Genomic DNA, 17,432 nt, shown 5'->3' on the forward strand with positions numbered 1-17,432 from the left:
GACACAGGCTGCAGTCTGAGATTCCCGACCATTCTAACGACAGCTATAGCGTCAATATAACGTTTATTTCCCGCCGCGTCAATGCCCGGAAGCGGCGGAACTGCCGAGTTTTTCGTACAATTGGCGGCTTTCTTCATTCAGACCACGAATATGCACCTGCTTGCCCAGCTGCTCGTACTTTTCCTTGAGCTTGCCGATGCCGATGACAGCAGAATGGTCCCAGATATGAGACCCGGCAAAATCAATCGTAATCTGCTCTGGATCTTCTGTCGGTACGAAGTGATCCACGAACTGGCTCATCGTACCGAAGAACATTTGGCCGCGTACTTGATAGACCCGGTGAGCAGACGTAGAATCCCCGGCTTCGGTAATATGGAGCTGTGACATTCTCCAGCCAAACCGCAGCGCACTCATCACCACACCGACACCTACCCCGATCGACAGATTGTCGGTCAATACCACAATAACTACAACCGTGACCATAATAACGGCCTCGGCAAGTGGAATCTTGTGGATCGTCAGCAGGGAATTCCAGCTGAACGTACCGATCGAGACCATGATCATCACGCCGACCAGCGCCGCCATCGGCACTTCACGTACGATTGTGCCTAGTACCACGAGCAGAACGAGCAGAAAAGCTCCAGCGATAAACGTCGACAATCTGCCGCGTCCACCGGATTTGACGTTAATAACCGATTGACCGATCATGGCACAACCTGCCATTCCTCCGAAAAATCCACTTACAATATTCGCGAGTCCCTGACCTTGGGCTTCGCGATTTTTGTTGCTGCGTGTCTCGGTCATCTCATCAACAATCGTTGCTGTCAGCAGCGATTCCAGCAGACCCACAAAGGCAATCGAGATCGAATACGGCAGTACCGTAATAAACAGATCCCAGCCCAGCGGTACAACCGGCAGATGGAAAAATGGCAGCTGATTGCTCAGTTCACCCATATCGCCCACTGTACGTACATCCAGATGCAGGAAGTAGGTCAGCAGAGAAACGATAATAATTGCTACCAGCGGTGCCGGTACTGCCTTGGTGAACAGCGGCAGGATATAGATAATGGCCAGTGTTAAGGCGACCAGTGCATACATCAGCCAGTTCGCTCCGACAAACTGCGGCAACTGTGCCGAGAAGATCACAATCGCCAGCGCATTAACGAACCCCGTCATGACCGACTGCGGAATAAAGGTAATAAACCGCCCAATTTTGAGCCAGCCGAGTATGATCTGGAAAATCCCGGCCAGAATCGTTGCGGCAAATAAGTATTCCACACCATGCTTGGCAACTAGCGTACCGACCAGCACAGCAATCGCTCCGGTAGCCGCCGAGATCATACCCGGACGCCCCCCTGCAAACGAAATAACAATAGCGATACAAATAGAAGCGTAAAGACCGACCATCGGGTCGACACCTGCAATAATCGAGAAGCCAATCGCTTCCGGTATAAGGGCCAGGGCTACAGTAATCCCCGCCAGTACATCAGGACGGATATTACCAAACCATTGCTGCTTGTAATTCATGATTATCCTCTTTCAGACATGTGACAACCATCCGGTTGAATAGGTACAATTCCGGACAATACTGACCAGATGAAGCACAGTGCTTGTTTGATTTGTAATAGCTCCCCTCTCGCAGGGTAGCCGGGTCCGTGGCAGAGATAGATTTTCATTATAACCAATTTTAAGCAATCTCTCTACTATTAATTGCTATATTACCGGATAAATAAATATGTAAACGTAATCATTTCTGCAAAATAAAAACGCCTTGTCCGAAAAGGCAGCAAACTGCTCACTGCTCGTTCGGACAAAGCGTAATCATGTAAAGGCTGGATTACATACGGAATGGCAATAGACTGCTAGCGATCTGCCGCCTTCTCACTTTGCCCAGCCTTCATTTGACAGTCAGAATGCTCTTGCTGCTTCTACAGATCGTTCGGCTAGAACCGCCCTGACCTGAAAATAACGACCAGCAGCCAGACCACCATCAGTGTCGCTATGGCAAAACCAATCTCTACTACCGGCAGTCCCCACAGAATCGGTGTGTTGTCCCGCAGGGAGGAACCAATGATCAGGCCGACCATAATAATACTGAATGCCAGCAATACGATACTGAATGCCAGCCGGTTACTGATCTGATCCATTTTGTGGAGCAGTTCTCCCAGTTCCGGTACACTGACTTCCACCTTGAGCTTGCCGGAGCGAATCACCCGTGATAGCTCGGATGCCTGACGCGGTAGATCGGTCAGAATCTCGACTGCCTGAAAGGCTCCGTCCGTAATCCGCTGACGAATCTTGCTCGGACTGTAGCGCTCACTGAGTAGACGACGACCGAACGGCTCGGCCATGTTCAGGATACTGAGTGAAGGGTCCAGTCGTTCAATCACACCTTCCAGCGTAATTAGCGCTTTGCCAAGCAGTGCCAGATCGGTCGGGATATCAATCTTGTACTGACGGATAATTGCGAACATCTCATTCAGTGCTTCACCCAGATCAATCTGGGAAAAAGGCAGATCATAATATTTCTCCCGCAGCCGCTCCAGCTCATTGCGCAGCGCAGACATATTAATATCCTCAGGAACAAATCCCAGTCGCATAACTGCCCGTACCATACTGTCCGTATTTTTGCGCAGCAGAGCAATTACGAATCCGGCCATGCCATTTTTGGTATCACTGCTCAATCGGCCCATCATGCCAAAGTCCAGATAGGCGATTCGTCCGTCACGCAGGGCGAGCAGATTACCCGGATGAGGATCGGCATGGAAGAATCCGTCGATAAAGATCTGCTGCAGCATGGAATCGACCAGACGCTGAGCCACGTCGGGCAGTTGGAGCCCTTGCTCCACAATCTCATTCGGCCGGCCCATATGAATACCATCGACAAACTCCATCGTCAGCACACGGGCAGATGTATAATTCCAGTAGGTTTTCGGAATATGAATCCAGCGGTCCTTTTCAAAATTCTGACCGATCCGTTCCATATTCCGGCCTTCAATATTGTAATCAAGTTCTTCGCGCATGGATTTGGAGAACTCTTCGATAATTTCTTCTACATTATATTGAGCCACCCATTCCAGGTGACGCTTGGCGAGCGAGATCAGATCCTGCAGAATCTCCAGGTCACGCTGTACAACGCGTGATACACCGGGACGCTGCACTTTGATCGCGACCAATTCACCGGTATGCAGCTTGCCCAGATGCACCTGTCCGATCGAGGCGGCGGCTACCGGCTGTTCCTGGAAGCTCTCCAGCATCTCGTCCAGACTGGTGCCCAGCTCCAATTCGATAATCTGACGGGCTTCTTCGCCTGGAAAAGGAGGCACCTGATCCTGCAATTTCACCAGTTCGTTAATTACATTTTCCGGCAGCAGATCGGAGCGGGTACTGGCGAGCTGTCCCAGTTTGACAAAAGTAGGTCCCAGTTCTTCCAATACCAGACGAATCCGTTCTGCCAGTGTACGAATGCCGTGGACATCACGGCGTGCCAGCTTCAGCGGAATCGCCAGCATACGGTGAAGTCCCATCTCTTCAACCATATAACCAAAGCCATGACGCATCAGCGCCATGGCGATTTCCCTGTACCTTCCGGCGTGCCGGATATGCAGAGACATCTTATAACAATGGCGGCTGCTGCTGTTCCTGCTCAGCCAGACGCTTTTCCAGAACAGTAATCCGCTGCTGTAATTGTTCTACGGTTTCCTTGGTCGGAATATCCAGTTCAGTCAGTGCTTTTTGGATCTGGCCGCGTACCCAATCTTTCATCTGATTCTGTTCTTCCGCACCACGGTCCATCAGGCGATCTACCAGTGCACGGGATTCGGATGGGGCCAATTCTCCGCGTTTGACCAGATCATTTACTGCTTTTTCTACCTTTTCCTTGCTGACTACAGTAGCACCCAGTCCCAGGGATAACGCTCTTTTGAACAAATCGCTCATCTCTATTCCTCCTGAACATATAGTAAAGTACGGTCAAGGCTCAACTACTCATCTGCATATTGGCATATTCCGGTGTTACAATCCTCACCGGCGCATGGCAACATGTCCATGCAGGGTCCATCTCTCTCTAGTATAACGGTTCGGTAGCCATATGCCTAATCCGGTATACAGCGAATGGGCAGGAATCTTCTATCCCTCTTCGTCACATCCGGCTACCCAGCAGATGCTCTGTGCAATCATCGTCCGGTATTCCGGATAATCAAAAGAAGCTGCATGGTGTCCGGGCATCAAATACACGGTGCGTCCCATACCATAATGGGAACACCAGGCAGCCGGCCAGGTATCGCCATTCATCGTATATTCCATCAGAATGGTCCGTTCTGCTCCTGGCAGCAGCGTGAATTCATACGGTTCTTCTTCCATGACAAAGGAATGTATACCTTTCATAATCGGGTGTCCCGGCGAGGCGATATGCATCTCCAGCGCTCCATATTCTTCATGACCACCGTACTGCGCACCCATCAACTGCTTGAGCTCGTAGCGTGTTTCCTGCAGCGATACACCGCAGTGGAGTATGAGCAGTCCGCCCCCATTCACTACGTATGTAATAATGCCGGCCGCATGTCTGGGATTGATCTTTTTATTAAAAGCGTCTGTATAGACGATACACAGATCATAAGCTTCGAGGCGTTCCATCTCCAGCATGTCATAATCATCCGAAGTATGCAGTTCCCATCCGGCCGGCATCAGATCGCGGATATGATTTTCCACCTGATCCAGCGGATGATAAGGTGCGTCTTCTCCATAATCTCCGATCAGGATCGCCTGCCTGGCCTTTAATTTGTCATCACTTAATATACTCATGATACGGGCAAGTCTCCTTTGGCATTTAATTTTGAAAAAAGGATATACCGTCAATCCGGCATTTCTCCCTGATATGTCCTTACCCGTATTTTCTTGGAATAGTACAGAATATTTAAATTTTTATCTTTTGTACATACAGCAAATCAGGATCATAAAATAAAACACGGCCTCATCAGATCACTGATGGGCCGTTGATAAATGAACGATATAATCCGGACGATTATTTGCGTACCGTCGGTTTTTTGCGGGCAGGTTTGCGGTTTTTCTCCTGTTCGGCAGCTACACGGATAGCTTCTTCCGCACGATCCTGATCCAGCTGGAGCTTGTCTGCCGCCTGCTGCTTGCGCTTGGCTTCATAAGCTTTGTAGAGTGTATCCTGTATATCCGATTTGCTCATCTTCAGATGGTTGCCAAAAGCGTCCGGGAACATAAACGATTTGCGTCCCACTTCCTCCGAGAACATTACCGTAATCCGTTCGTTATCATTCTCCACTACCTGTCCAACACCAAACTGCTCATGCATTACCTGTTCATCCTTTAAATTCATACGCTTGCCTCCTGTGACCGCTGCTCGGGTCTATTGATGAAGCTGATTGCCTGGATTAATCATTCTGTCTCCGATGCGCAAAGGGCCGTATAACGGCTTTCCTTCCCGGCTCGGACCTATACTAAAATGGCTATCCGCACATCGGCAGCATCTACATGCAGGAATAAGGGATAGCCGCTGAAAACAGCATTCTAAAGTAGTAACAATAACCGCCAGATATGATCTCGAAAAGGAACGTGGTGTCTGCTTCCAGATACAGGATATAGGCAGCACCTATACAAAATGCAGGTGATTTGGTCATATTTTGATAAAATAAACAAACTTCCCTGCAGTACTCTAAAGTGTATCTATTTAATTAGAGCACATATGTTCGAAGAAAGTCAAAGCATTTGTTTGGCTCAGGCCCAGTAATCCGTAGGCAGATAGCGGATTACTGTATCTGCTTCAATAATCAGATCCTGTTGATCGGTATCATAATGGACACCATCGGTACTCACATAATACCAGTGCTTCACCTGCGGTCCATCTTCCGGAATCTCGAATCGGAACAGATTCAGTTCTTTCTGGAAACGCAGGATCTCGGTAACCACCTCTTCCGGTGGCTGATGAAATACGAACCGATATCGTCCTCCTGGCAGATCAGTAAATGCATATTCCAGCGGTTGCTTGTTATTGTTGAGCCATTCGCGGCCGGTAACGGCATGTTTGACCATCACAGTCTCTCTCATGGTTATCCTCCTCAGGGCAAGTCGATCAGCATAAAAAATACAGCCTCTTCGGCTTCCAGCTGCAGACGGTTTTCCTGCTCCAGCCGGGCTGCATCCCTGCGGCTGAGCACATCTGCCTGGTTGAGACGCAGTGCCCCATGAATGACGAATACATAGGTGCGCCGCTCGGATTTCTGCAAGAACTCGATCTGCTGTCCTTTTTCAAGACGGCTCAGATAAATAGTCAGATCCTGATGGATGGTCGCCTGATGCTCTCCCCCCTGCCGGCTGACTACCGGAAGCAGACGTCCGCTGAGTGAAGCCGGATTATAAGAGGAGGTCATATAGGATGGTTCCAGTCCACGCGCTTCCGGTTCAAACCACAGCTGCAGCAAATTGCAATCCGTCTCGTTGGAGGCATTATGCTCGGTATGAATAACACCGGTACCTGCAGACATGCGCTGGATACCACCAAAGGAACTCACCGCCACATTGCCGATATTATCCTCGTGGCGAAGCTGTCCCTGCAGTACGATCGATACAATCTCCATATCACTGTGCGGATGTGCGCCAAAGCCGTATCCTGGTGCGATCGTATCATCATTGAATACACGCAGTACACCAAATCCCGTATTATCAGGGTCCTGATATTCACCAAAGGAAAAGCTGTGACTTCCCCGAAGCCACTCCCGGTCAAAATGAAATCGTTCGCTTGCCGGATAGAATGTGATCATCTCTGTTCCTCCTTGAGACCCTAAGCGTCAATACGGCCTAACCGGATGTATCGACCGCTCTTTGTCGCCGAGTATGAGTTATCTATTCTCTATTGTAATGCACGGATTGGGCGAAGAACAGTATTCCTGTGCGATCAAAAAAAGCCGCTGCCCCTATACATATATGGAGCAGCGGCTGCAAGATTAAACAGACCTACTTTATTTCATTATAAGAAAATGGATTGATCTAAGCAGGAGCGTATTCGTTCCCGTTCATTGACTTTTGGCAGAAATATAGCTGTTACACAATAACTTCGCTATATATTCCAGCTGGCAAAAGGATCGTTTACAGCTTGAAGCGTGAAACCACCTGCTGCAGCTGTTCTGCCAGACGTGTCAGATCGGTTGCTGCACTCGATACTTCCTCCATGGAAGCAAGCTGCTCCTGGGCAGCTGCAGAAATTGTCTCTGTATTGCTCGCCGACTGATCCGAGATACTGGCAATTTCTTCAATGGAAGCTACGACAGCATCTGCTTCACTGTTCAGCTGATCTGTTGCACCGGATACATCATCCATTTTGCTGGAGACCGCTTTGATCGAACTATTGATTTGGGAGAAGGAACGGCCGGACGTATCGACAGCAACAATACCGCCTTCGACGTTATGCTTGGCTTGTGCCATAACATCCAGAGACTGGGTAACTACACCCTGCATACCGGAAATCAGCTCGCTGATACGCTGAGCGGAATCACCCGATTCAGAAGCCAGTTTGCGGACTTCCTCGGCGACTACAGCAAACCCTTTGCCATGTTCACCTGCACGTGCCGCCTCGATCGAAGCATTGAGAGCGAGTAGATTGGTCTGTTTGGCAATATTTCGGATCAAGTCAACGATACTATCAATTTCCGAAGACTGATTATTCATCTGGGTAATAATATCACTCAGTGTGTCAACCGTCGTCTGAATCTCATAGATTTTCTGTACTACATCAACGACAGACTCATTACCTTTGACAGCAGCTTCGGCAGCATCCTGCAGAGTTTGGCTGACTTCATTTACATGATTCGAAATCTCCGCCACCCGCTCGGACATACGCTCGATAGACGCGGCTCCCTGGTTGACACTGGTTACCTGGCGTTCGCTGCCAGTAGATACTTCCTGGATTGCCATCGTAACATGCTCTACCGAACGGCTGGTTTCTTCCGCACCCGCTGCCAGCTCTTCCGAAGCCGAGGATACATTATCGGTAGTATCTTTCACATTCTCGATCATCTCGCGCAGACTGTTTACCATACCGGCAAAGTCCCGTGCCAGATCACCGATTTCGTCATTTTTACTTTGATCAATCTCGACGGTCAAATCGCCTGCACTGATTAATGTAGTTGTCTGACGCAGACGCTGAATCGGATTCATAATCATGCGGATACAGAAGAATACAATAACAGCCGCTACAAGAATAGATACAATAACAGTAATCATGGCTTGATTACGAACAGGTGCTACTGCTGTATCCACTTCACTTGTATACATAGTACCGGCAATTTTCCAGCCTGTGGTCGGATTGGTCAGGAATACCATCTGCTTGGGACGATCTTGAAAAGTATAATGGATATCACCGTGATCCTGGCTATACATCGTAGACAAATAATCACCGGTTGCTTTGTCACCCGGCTTGCCGTTGCGGCTGACTACGTAATTCTGATCTTTATCAAGTACAATAACATAGCCTTCATGGCCGACCTGGATATCAACCTGTTTAGCGATACTTTCCAGATTCAGTGAGATTCCCAGTACACCCGAGTTATCCGGCAGTGTACGTGCGATAACAACGACCGGCTTATTGCTGGAGTTGATCACGACAGAGGTCATTACGGTTGTTCCCGGTGCAGCAATTGCTTGCTTGTACCAATCGCGTTCGCGTGGATCATATCCGTTCTCATTTTCCTTGGGCACACCGCGGACCATCAGACCATCAGGCGTACCTACAAATACATCGATCGCTTCCGGATGAAGCTTGATATACTGTGTTAATCGTGGAACAATTTGCGGACTTAGACGACCATCAATCATGGAGCGGTTAAATAAGCCCGACAATACTTCTGCATCATGGAACTTGGCGTCCAGCGAGCTGCTGATAAAATCATTCGCTGCTTTCACCGTTTCATTGGCACTGGTAGTTAGCTGACCTGCCACCTGAGTTTTGGCATTATTATACATACTGATACTGATCACCAAACTCGGGGCAAGCAATACAATCGCGAATGCCACAATCAGTTGATTACGGATCGACCAACGCAGCCGGGATTTACTCTTATTCTTACTCATGTATTTCACACTCTTTCCTGTAGTAATATATCGTGCTGTTTGACCATGAAGAACTGACAATAACCCATAATATTGTATATATCGCCCAATTGAGGTTAATTATTTAGACGATTATCGAAACGAATCGAAATTTGTTGAATCTTCGGCACCATTCCGACACTTAGTTATTTGTATCCGCTATACGATATCTATAGCCCATTGTCATACGACGTATATATATCAAAAAAGAGGACACAATGAATGTGTCCTCCCTTTGTTTGCTTGTATTTGTATTCGATTGTAACTGTCTTATCTCGCAATAAGCTTCTAATTTACTAATAATTAGTTTTCGGCCAGCCGACGATTTTGACTGCGCTCTTTGCGCCATAACATGCCATCCAGGGACAACAATGCACTACCACTAATCGCCATTTGCAGACTGGTAATCAGCAGCAGATAATTGAACTCTGTTCCCATTAGGAAAGCATCCCCTTTGTGCGCAGTGACAAGTGTACCCACGATAATGCAAGCTGTGAGGACTCCGGCAATACGTGTGAACAAGCCTACGATCAGTGCAATTCCACCGGCAATCTCCAGTACGGCTACGACAGGAGCCAGCCATGTTGGTAATCCCATGCTCTGAAAAAATCCCATTGTACCGCCAATACCTCCCTGAAACTTGGACAGGCCATGCAGCAGGAAAATCAACCCTGTTAATACTCTCGTAATCAGAATCCCCACTTCTACATTCCTTTTGGTCATATTCATTTGAACGCCTCCTTGATCATTTTCACACTACACAATGTAGTGCTTTGCTATAAAATAAAGTCGCTTTACCGGCAAACACTGTATTTACAGCATTTGCCGGTGACCAGATTACTCAATCAGCGACCATAGTAACAAAATACTCAGTAGAATCAGCACAGGTAGCGAGACGAGGATCGACCACCATGGCAACCGGGGCGATACTCCGCTTTGTGGATCGATAATCCGTTGTATACGGTAGTTGAGCGATGTATCGGCAAATGAAGAATAGATCATACGGGCAGGCATCTCCATCCGTGAACGGGAACGCTTCACCAGTTTGAGTAGCGCACCGCCGATCCCTACAGGCGTACCCAGATGCTCAATCGCATAATTGTCCGCCAGGATCTCGCGCGAGATCTTGTAATGCAGTGCCAGCGTACGGACAACCGGTAAAAACCAAAGCGCACATGCTGACTGCCGCAGCAGGAATGTCGTCAACGGATCGCGCTGATGATAATGGAACAGCTCATGATACAGTACAGCCTGACGCTCATCTTCATTGAGCAAGGCCAGCAGTCCCTCGGACAGCACAATACGGCGATTGATAATACCAATTGTTAAGGCCAGCGGCTGTTCACAGGAGACAATCATAAAGATGTTCCGTCCATCCGGACGGTAACGCTCATTATACTTAGCAGATAACCGATGGTTCTCCAGCTGACGGAAATGCTGCATGGCACGGAATGAACCATACCACTGATCCAGTCCGTAACCGACATATAACACAAATGTACACAGAACCAGTGTCTCCAGCAGATGACTCACCGACAACCAGCCATGTGATTTCATCCACTGATTACAGATACGCAGCAGGTCAAACGGAATATTCCAACCGAACAAGACATGCAGCGCGTACATCACCATCAGACCTATCGTAAACAAAGTAATAAACAGCCCTGTCTTCAGCAGTCTTTCGGAACGACGATGCCACCATTCTACGCGTTGTTTTTCCATTGTTTGATCTTTTCCTCCAAGGCTTGAATAAGTTGAGGATCCACCTCTTCAAGTATGTCCACCATGTGGTTTACAGCGAGTGATCCGAACTCTTCCATTAATTCATGAGTTAATTCCCTGGATTGATGATTCAAGAATTCTGCACGACTTTCCGACGGAATGTAATGAAAGCTTCTGCCTTCGCTCTTTTTGAGCAGAGCGCCTTTGTCCACCAGACGATTCATCACCGTCATCACCGTGTTAAAACTGAGCGGCTTGACCGGCTTCAGTGCAGTCTGCACTTCTCTGATCGTCATAGGGTGATCCATATCCCACAGTACATTCATCACCTGTGCTTCCAGCGGACCAAAAAAGCGATCCATCCCTGTAGCACCTACTTTGAAATTTTGTATTTTCATCTTAATCTACGCCACCTCACACTACACATTGTAGTGTAATCATTAAAAGCAAGTCAAATTTCAGTACTTAATTGTATATTATCACATTATACGAATCAGTCTATACTTTTTTAACAGTTAAGGCTTCTCTTTTTACATTAAAATAACGAATTATCCTTTTATAAAAACTCCAATATATGTTGTTAAGCGCATTTTATAGATAAAATTTAATTTATATTTTTTTCCATATAAACCATTTTATTTTCTGCGTTAAATTATAAAAACGCGAAGACTCTACTTGCTTCAAGTCTCCGCGTCATATGCTATTCGGTTCCAGCTTTAATAAACCACTCTACTGTACACCGATATAATTTATTATCAGCTGCTGATCGATTTAGCGCTCGTCTGTCCAGACAACGGTCATCTCTACACGATCATTCGTATCTGCTGCCGGTACAGCTGTCAGAATCCAGCTCTGCCGGGAAACTTCATTGGTTCCCTGAATGACCATTTTCTGCTCGCTCAGCATATCGATCGCATCCTTCATATCATGCTCACGGAAGTACTCGCTGTAGGTTTTGGCCAATGTCTCCATACTCAACCGGGTCTGGAAAGTAAACAGGACGAATTTCTCCTCGTCGCTGCTGTTCTGTACTGCCGTTACCGTCAGCGCATCATCCGGAACAGGGAAACTGGCCGGCAGATTCAGAGGGCGCTGCTGAATTCCTGTCAATGCAGGTTCTGCCGACACATAACCTGCCGTATTCCACAAACCGATCACCATAAACATGACTACCATACCGCATATCCCCAGGCTCCATAATTTCCTCATGATACACCTCTCCTTTGCTGTTGCAATCGTACTCTTGGGCTTACAGCATTCCGGCAAAGTATGGTCTTCACCATTATTTCCTTTCCACGTGTATCTCTCTGGATGGAATAGATCCCGGCAGGCAGCAGGGTATTACGGAAGGAGAATAAGACAGAAGGAAGCACACACTATATCCTGCTCATAGCATTGCTTCCCTCTACTGTATATATAATGGCCTGGCGGCCTTGTCCGCTGCGGCTTACGGGTTCAGGCAGCATGTACGGTGGCCCGTCATCCTGCGTTATTTCCCGGCTGAGTGCGCCGCAGACAGTGAAAAATATGAGCTTGTTGAACAGCTCCGTATCATCTGCATCGTGTAGAGCGATTCAACAGGCTGTATATAAAAGCATCCTGCCTGTAAGATTACAGGGATTCATACCCCTTTAGGCTGTAAAAGACAGGCTGCTGGATAGCGGTAATGCATAGATCAGGAGCGCATCTGGGACATGAATTCGCTGATATCTACCCCGAGTCCCTGAGCGAGACGCATGCCGTATTCACGATCTGCGCGGATAAAGTTACAGATCGCACGCAGTTGAATATCCTTTTTCACTCCCTGTAAATCATTAACCAGATTTTGAAGTAAATTATCTCTTTGCTGCGCATTATAAGAACGATATTGTTCACCCGCCTGGGTAAAGTCATCGGTTTTCTCGATTTGCTGACGAGTCACCTTGCCCTGCAGTTCTACTTCACTGTCGCGGTAGGCAGGATCTTCGACTGGTCCCTCGGTATAACTGTTCGGTTCGTAGTTATAACGGGAGTTATCCTGATGCACATTCATCAGACCGTCACGCTGGTGATTGCGTACCGGCGCATACGGGCAGTTGATTGGAATCTGCAAATAGTTCGGTCCCAGACGATGACGCTGTGTATCCGGATAGGAGAACAGACGACCCTGCAGTAGCTTGTCCTCGGATGGTTCAATACCCGGTACAAGCGCACTTGGAGAGAATGCGGACTGCTCTACTTCGGCAAAGAAATTCTCCGGATTCTTGTTCAGTGTCATCGTGCCGACCAGATGGAACGGGAACTGCTCTTCCGGCCATACTTTGGTAGGGTCGAGTGGATCAAAGGAATAACTGTCGATATCTTCCGGATGAATAAATTGAACCTTCAAATCCCACTCCGGGAATTTCCCTTGTTCAATATGGTCAAACAGATCGCGTGTCGCATGGTTGAAATCCCGTCCCTGCTGTTCGCGCACTTCATCCGCGGAGAATGTGCGGACACCCTGTCTGGATTCCCATTTGTATTTAATGTAAGTCACTTTGCCCTCGGCATTGATCCATTTAAAAGCATGGACGCTGAATCCGTCCATTTCACGGTAATTGGCTGGTGTCCCATGATCCGAGAACAACCAGGTCATCATATGTGTAGATTCCGGTGTCAGGGTCATGAAATCCCAGTAACGACCAGGGTTTTGAATATTCGTCTGCGGGTCCGGCTTGAGGGAATGAACCATATCCGGGAATTTGATCGCATCACGGATAAAAAATACCGGCAGATGGTTGCCCACAATATCATAGTTGCCTTCCGGCGTGTAGAATTTCACGGCGAAACCGCGCGGATCGCGTGCCGTCTCCGGAGAGCCTACTCCATGAATAACAGTGGAGAAACGTACAAATACCGGTGTCTCAAGTCCCTCTTCCTGCAAAAAAGCAGCCCGGGTATATTTCTTCATACTGCTTGCTGTGCGGAATACGCCATGGGCACCTGCACCACGGGCATGCACAACACGCTCGGGAATACGTTCACGGTCAAAATGGGCAATCTTCTCAATAAGGTGATAATCCTCCAGCAGTGCCGGTCCTCTGCGTCCTGCTGTTCTGGAATTCTGGTTATCTCCTACAGGAGCACCCTGGTTGGTAGTAAGACGGTTGTCCATCGTTAGAATCATCCTTTCAAATCGGACGGTCTCAAGTCTTTTCACATCATCTATCATTCCTAACAGTACATTCATCTGAAAGTGAATGAATTAGACTTGTAATTAGACTTAATTCAAAATCCGTAAGTTTAGAATTATTCTAACATCGCCAACCAGGTACATTCATGAGCTCCGCATGAGTCTTGGATGAGCCTTGCATGAAGAAGACGTGAATAGATTGTTCATATTATGAATGTACAACTTATCTATAATCCTATATTCTCAATAAAATTTGATTTGCCTATTATTATGTCAAATGAATCAATCAGCCAAGCGATAACCCACACCGCGTACAGTCGCAATATACTGTGGTGCAGAAGCATTATCGCCGATCTTTTTACGCAGACTTTTGACATGGACATCTACGACATTACTGCCGCCGAAGAACTGTGTACCCCAGATTTCGCTCATTAATTGTTCACGGGATAATACGCTGCCTTCGCCTTCGATCAGCATGAGCAGCAGATCATACTCGGTTTTGGTCAGCTCTACACGTTGCTGTCCGCGATGAACAGTCATTTTCTTGCGGTCGATCCACAGATCCTTGAATACGATCCGGTGCTGGGCATCTTCATCTGCTGCCGGTGCTGCCGGACGGCTCGCATTGGAACGAATAACACGCTCTACATGATACAGCCCTTCCTGCGGACGCATCGGCCATACGAGCAGTTCTTCTTCGGTCCATTCTTTCATTCCGAGAGCCAGCATCTCCTCGCGCACCAGGAAAATAGATGGTACATGAGAATCATTATCATTTATGCGCAGCTTGGCAAGCTCGATCTCACTGCTGCCTGCAGCGGTAATCATATCAAAAATATACAGGTCGGCACTGATCGCACCTGCACCATTATTTTCCCAGCGATGAAATACCATAACATCAAAGCAGCTGTCCGACAGCATCCGAGTCAATTCATGAATACGGCTCGGAGCCGGACTAATAATGACGACACGGCGTGTGACCGGACAAGCCTGAATCATGGTCTCCATCTCTTCATAAGTGCTATTGTCCGGTGCCCAGTTCATCGACGAAGTGGAGTCAGAAAGATAATCATTCTCAATTACTTTTTCGATTTGTTTTTGCATTCGGTACACACTCCTTTAAATACAACATGTGCATGATGGACATCGTACCCGGTCTCCTCTGCTACATCAGCGTACCATTGCAGCGGTGCATCGGTCATGACTTCATCTACACGTCCACAGGATTCACATACAATATGCTGGTGATCATCCATTTTGCCATCGTAACGGCTGGCGGTCTCACCAAGCTTGAGTTCACGGATCAGCCCGTTATCGGACAGATATCGCAGCGAGTTATATACAGTACCATAAGCGAAATTATGACCACGCTCTACCAACCGGTTCATTACGTCAGCGGCAGTCGGGTGATCCTCGGCGTTGCAGACGATTTCGTAAACAGCTTTGCGCTGCGTCGTCAGATTGATAGTTTTCACATGGATCATTCCCTTAATTTGATTTTAGAATAAGTATAAATCCATTTCAAATGTCGGTCAATAGGTTTGCGAATAATACGAGAATCATTCTCACCAATTTTGAATATTTGTCATACTATTAAGTATTAAACGGTTCTTTTGTCCGTGAACAGCTCTTTTATCCTGTCGTATAATGTAGGATAAGTCATTCGTGGACAACGATCGACATGTTCAGGGTATCGTGTTCTTTTGTTATATGCTGCATACCTTGCTCTACAGAATAGGCTGCATGCATCTGAAAGGCATGCTTTTCGGCATTTCTTCGCTGTTCTGTAATATCCATGTTCGTTATAAATTTTGGTTATCCGCTGTAAAATGGATTGCTCCCCCTGTCTGTATCCGCTATATTTTATTTAAAACCTTACAACCTGTAATCTTTTGTATATTTGTATAGACAAAGCATCGTTCTTGTAGACCTCATAACCATGTGGTTCATAACCATCTGCGCATCGCACAAGCAATCTGCTTAATTTCATAAAGGAGGTGTGCCCTTTGGACCATCCACTACTCATTCGTGACAGACTGGAACAGCGTATCCAGCAAGAAGAGATTTCCATGAGCCGTTTTGCCAAGCAACACAATATCAATGTAGGTATTATCAGCTCCATCCTCAACGGTAACCGGGTGCTCAGTATCGAGCAGCTCGACAAAATCACCGAGATTCTGGAGCTGGAGAAGGGCGCGCTGTACGACCAGTACATCAATGAGTATCTGAACGATGCGACACCGGACTGGCGGCGGATCAAGCCGTTTCTGTATCGCTGTGTCGAGCTGGACAAACTGGATTGCATTCAGAAGATTGTACATATGCTCGCAGGCAAGTCCCAGTATCCTGGATTTCTGTTCGAGACGGCAGAAGACTTTTTCCGGGAAGATAAAAAGGAAGCCGCCAGCATGCTGTATGAAAGCGTAGCAGAGAGCGAGAACAAGCAGCATTCCGAAAGACTGGCGATCTGCCATTACCGGCTGTTCATGGCGAGGCAGGGAGATGACCAGGAACAGAACTATCAGCTGGCCATCCGGTTCGAGCCATTTGTGGAGCGATTGAATGAAGTAGAGCAGCTGGATGCCTATACCGATCTGGCGAACACGTATCGCTCGCTGCGCAATTGGAAAAAAGTCGAAAAGATCGCCGAGATTCTGCTGGATAAAGCCAGACTTCTGTACGATCGCAAACAGGCTGGAGAGCTGCCGACTGATCGCCAGCCGCAAAAACCATGGTTCTTTTACATAGCGTATGCGTATCTGCTGCGTGCTCATGCGAATGAGGAATACAAGGATTATGAACAGGTCGCTCATTACCTCAAGCTGACCACCGAACTAGACTGGGTACAGGAAGAGGACGATGATACGTTATTATGGAAAAACCGGTTTGAAGAATGGGCTCGTGCCAACAGCTACGCGGCGAGACTGTATGCGGGTGAGCCGGATGTGCTAGAGGAATATGTGGAGTATGTAGAACAGCGGCCGGAGGAACTGCTCGTATTTCTATTAAATGTGGTCACTGCAGCCAACCGGCACCGACTGGACCTGAGTACCGTGCTGCCAAAGTTCAAGCACGAAATCGACGATCTGGAAGCACAGACACTGGATGATGAGCTGTATACACTGCAGCTGAACTTAGAGCGCTATGCCCGGCTGCTATATGAACTGGCATTGTATTATCTGGAGCGTGGACAATATGATCAGGGATTTGGGTATTTGCTGGAGTGTATGGAGCAGGCACAACGATGGAATTACAATCTGCTGCTGCTAAAGTGTACGAATTTGTTTGAGCGGTTCCGAGGAAATGCGGAAAAGGATATCGTGGCAAAGTATGCTGAACTGTATCAGCATGCGCAGAGACTGCTGCATCTTTGAGATGAGTGTGACGAGTTAGGATTGTAGCAAGTTTGCTTTATACAACTTAATTTAATGAAAAAAGGAAT

Annotated in this window: 17 protein-coding genes; 1 reads left to right on the forward strand and 16 read right to left on the reverse strand. The window is 47.6% G+C overall.

Annotated features, from left to right (window positions below; translation table 11 throughout):
• Positions 1–78 precede the first annotated feature (78 nt).
• The 16 genes from H065_RS0100470 to H065_RS28085 all read right to left on the reverse strand — a co-directional run bounded on the left by H065_RS0100470 (position 79) and on the right by H065_RS28085 (position 15,787).
• Complete coding sequence (locus tag H065_RS0100470; RefSeq protein WP_017811030.1) at positions 79–1,527, reverse strand: SulP family inorganic anion transporter; 1,449 nt, start codon at positions 1,525–1,527, stop codon at positions 79–81.
• 416 nt (positions 1,528–1,943) lie between these two features.
• Positions 1,944–3,614, reverse strand: coding sequence for an ABC1 kinase family protein (locus H065_RS0100475; RefSeq protein ID WP_026135952.1), 1,671 nt, complete (start codon positions 3,612–3,614; stop codon positions 1,944–1,946).
• 1 nt (position 3,615) lies between these two features.
• The gene (locus H065_RS0100480) at positions 3,616–3,939 is read right to left on the reverse strand and encodes a phasin family protein (RefSeq protein WP_017811032.1); all 324 of its coding nucleotides are present in this window, start codon (positions 3,937–3,939) and stop codon (positions 3,616–3,618) included.
• A 189-nt stretch (positions 3,940–4,128) separates the two neighbouring features.
• Positions 4,129–4,803 carry a ThuA domain-containing protein gene (locus tag H065_RS0100485; protein ID WP_017811033.1) on the reverse strand — a complete coding sequence of 225 codons (675 nt, stop codon included), beginning with the start codon at positions 4,801–4,803 and terminating at the stop codon, positions 4,129–4,131.
• 220 nt (positions 4,804–5,023) lie between these two features.
• The gene (locus H065_RS0100490) at positions 5,024–5,350 is read right to left on the reverse strand and encodes a hypothetical protein (protein ID WP_017811034.1); all 327 of its coding nucleotides are present in this window, start codon (positions 5,348–5,350) and stop codon (positions 5,024–5,026) included.
• 398 nt (positions 5,351–5,748) lie between these two features.
• Positions 5,749–6,078 (reverse strand): hypothetical protein, encoded by a 330-nt coding sequence (locus H065_RS0100495; RefSeq protein WP_017811035.1) that lies wholly within the window; start codon positions 6,076–6,078, stop codon positions 5,749–5,751.
• 11 nt (positions 6,079–6,089) lie between these two features.
• On the reverse strand, positions 6,090–6,791 hold the full coding sequence (locus tag H065_RS0100500) for a pirin family protein (protein ID WP_017811036.1): 702 nt from the start codon (positions 6,789–6,791) through the stop codon (positions 6,090–6,092).
• Between the two features lie 325 nt (positions 6,792–7,116).
• On the reverse strand, positions 7,117–9,096 hold the full coding sequence (locus H065_RS0100505; RefSeq protein ID WP_017811037.1) for a methyl-accepting chemotaxis protein: 1,980 nt from the start codon (positions 9,094–9,096) through the stop codon (positions 7,117–7,119).
• Positions 9,097–9,417: 321 nt separating this feature from the next.
• A complete protein-coding gene (locus H065_RS0100510) occupies positions 9,418–9,843 on the reverse strand; it encodes a DoxX family protein (RefSeq protein WP_017811038.1) in 426 nt (141 codons plus the stop codon).
• A gap of 108 nt (positions 9,844–9,951) precedes the next feature.
• Positions 9,952–10,836 (reverse strand): M56 family metallopeptidase, encoded by an 885-nt coding sequence (locus H065_RS24845; protein ID WP_017811039.1) that lies wholly within the window; start codon positions 10,834–10,836, stop codon positions 9,952–9,954.
• Positions 10,818–11,234 carry a BlaI/MecI/CopY family transcriptional regulator gene (locus H065_RS0100520; protein ID WP_017811040.1) on the reverse strand — a complete coding sequence of 139 codons (417 nt, stop codon included), beginning with the start codon at positions 11,232–11,234 and terminating at the stop codon, positions 10,818–10,820. Before H065_RS0100520 ends, H065_RS24845 begins: the two co-directional genes overlap by 19 nt.
• A 373-nt stretch (positions 11,235–11,607) precedes the next feature.
• Positions 11,608–12,045: a hypothetical protein gene (locus H065_RS0100525; protein WP_017811041.1), complete on the reverse strand. Its 438-nt coding sequence runs from the start codon at positions 12,043–12,045 to the stop codon at positions 11,608–11,610.
• Positions 12,046–12,511: 466 nt separating this feature from the next.
• On the reverse strand, positions 12,512–13,972 hold the full coding sequence (locus H065_RS0100530) for a catalase (protein ID WP_017811042.1): 1,461 nt from the start codon (positions 13,970–13,972) through the stop codon (positions 12,512–12,514).
• A 300-nt stretch (positions 13,973–14,272) separates the two neighbouring features.
• Complete coding sequence (locus H065_RS0100535; protein ID WP_017811043.1) at positions 14,273–15,094, reverse strand: winged helix-turn-helix transcriptional regulator; 822 nt, start codon at positions 15,092–15,094, stop codon at positions 14,273–14,275.
• On the reverse strand, positions 15,070–15,465 hold the full coding sequence (locus tag H065_RS0100540) for a Fur family transcriptional regulator (RefSeq protein ID WP_017811044.1): 396 nt from the start codon (positions 15,463–15,465) through the stop codon (positions 15,070–15,072). Before H065_RS0100540 ends, H065_RS0100535 begins: the two co-directional genes overlap by 25 nt.
• A 184-nt stretch (positions 15,466–15,649) precedes the next feature.
• Entirely contained in the window at positions 15,650–15,787 is a 138-nt protein-coding gene (locus H065_RS28085; protein WP_017811045.1) for a hypothetical protein, read from the reverse strand.
• 209 nt (positions 15,788–15,996) lie between these two features.
• Between H065_RS28085 and H065_RS0100550 the strand changes: the two genes are divergently transcribed.
• A complete protein-coding gene (locus H065_RS0100550; RefSeq protein WP_017811046.1) occupies positions 15,997–17,364 on the forward strand; it encodes a hypothetical protein in 1,368 nt (455 codons plus the stop codon).
• Positions 17,365–17,432: the final 68 nt, after the last annotated feature.

This window comes from Paenibacillus shenyangensis (assembly GCF_000346635.1).
Taxonomy (GTDB): Bacteria; Bacillota; Bacilli; order Paenibacillales; family Paenibacillaceae; genus Saccharibacillus; species Saccharibacillus dauci.

Coding starts and splice junctions, on each gene's coding strand:
- H065_RS0100470 (WP_017811030.1), bottom strand. CDS start 1,527: ATGAATTACAAGCAGCAATGGTTTGGTAATATCCGTCCTGATGTACTG.
- H065_RS0100475 (WP_026135952.1), bottom strand. CDS start 3,614: ATGTCTCTGCATATCCGGCACGCCGGAAGGTACAGGGAAATCGCCATG.
- H065_RS0100480 (WP_017811032.1), bottom strand. CDS start 3,939: ATGAGCGATTTGTTCAAAAGAGCGTTATCCCTGGGACTGGGTGCTACT.
- H065_RS0100485 (WP_017811033.1), bottom strand. CDS start 4,803: ATGAGTATATTAAGTGATGACAAATTAAAGGCCAGGCAGGCGATCCTG.
- H065_RS0100490 (WP_017811034.1), bottom strand. CDS start 5,350: ATGAATTTAAAGGATGAACAGGTAATGCATGAGCAGTTTGGTGTTGGA.
- H065_RS0100495 (WP_017811035.1), bottom strand. CDS start 6,078: ATGAGAGAGACTGTGATGGTCAAACATGCCGTTACCGGCCGCGAATGG.
- H065_RS0100500 (WP_017811036.1), bottom strand. CDS start 6,791: ATGATCACATTCTATCCGGCAAGCGAACGATTTCATTTTGACCGGGAG.
- H065_RS0100505 (WP_017811037.1), bottom strand. CDS start 9,096: ATGAGTAAGAATAAGAGTAAATCCCGGCTGCGTTGGTCGATCCGTAAT.
- H065_RS0100510 (WP_017811038.1), bottom strand. CDS start 9,843: ATGAATATGACCAAAAGGAATGTAGAAGTGGGGATTCTGATTACGAGA.
- H065_RS24845 (WP_017811039.1), bottom strand. CDS start 10,836: ATGGAAAAACAACGCGTAGAATGGTGGCATCGTCGTTCCGAAAGACTG.
- H065_RS0100520 (WP_017811040.1), bottom strand. CDS start 11,234: ATGAAAATACAAAATTTCAAAGTAGGTGCTACAGGGATGGATCGCTTT.
- H065_RS0100525 (WP_017811041.1), bottom strand. CDS start 12,045: ATGAGGAAATTATGGAGCCTGGGGATATGCGGTATGGTAGTCATGTTT.
- H065_RS0100530 (WP_017811042.1), bottom strand. CDS start 13,972: ATGGACAACCGTCTTACTACCAACCAGGGTGCTCCTGTAGGAGATAAC.
- H065_RS0100535 (WP_017811043.1), bottom strand. CDS start 15,094: ATGCAAAAACAAATCGAAAAAGTAATTGAGAATGATTATCTTTCTGAC.
- H065_RS28085 (WP_017811045.1), bottom strand. CDS start 15,787: ATGGATATTACAGAACAGCGAAGAAATGCCGAAAAGCATGCCTTTCAG.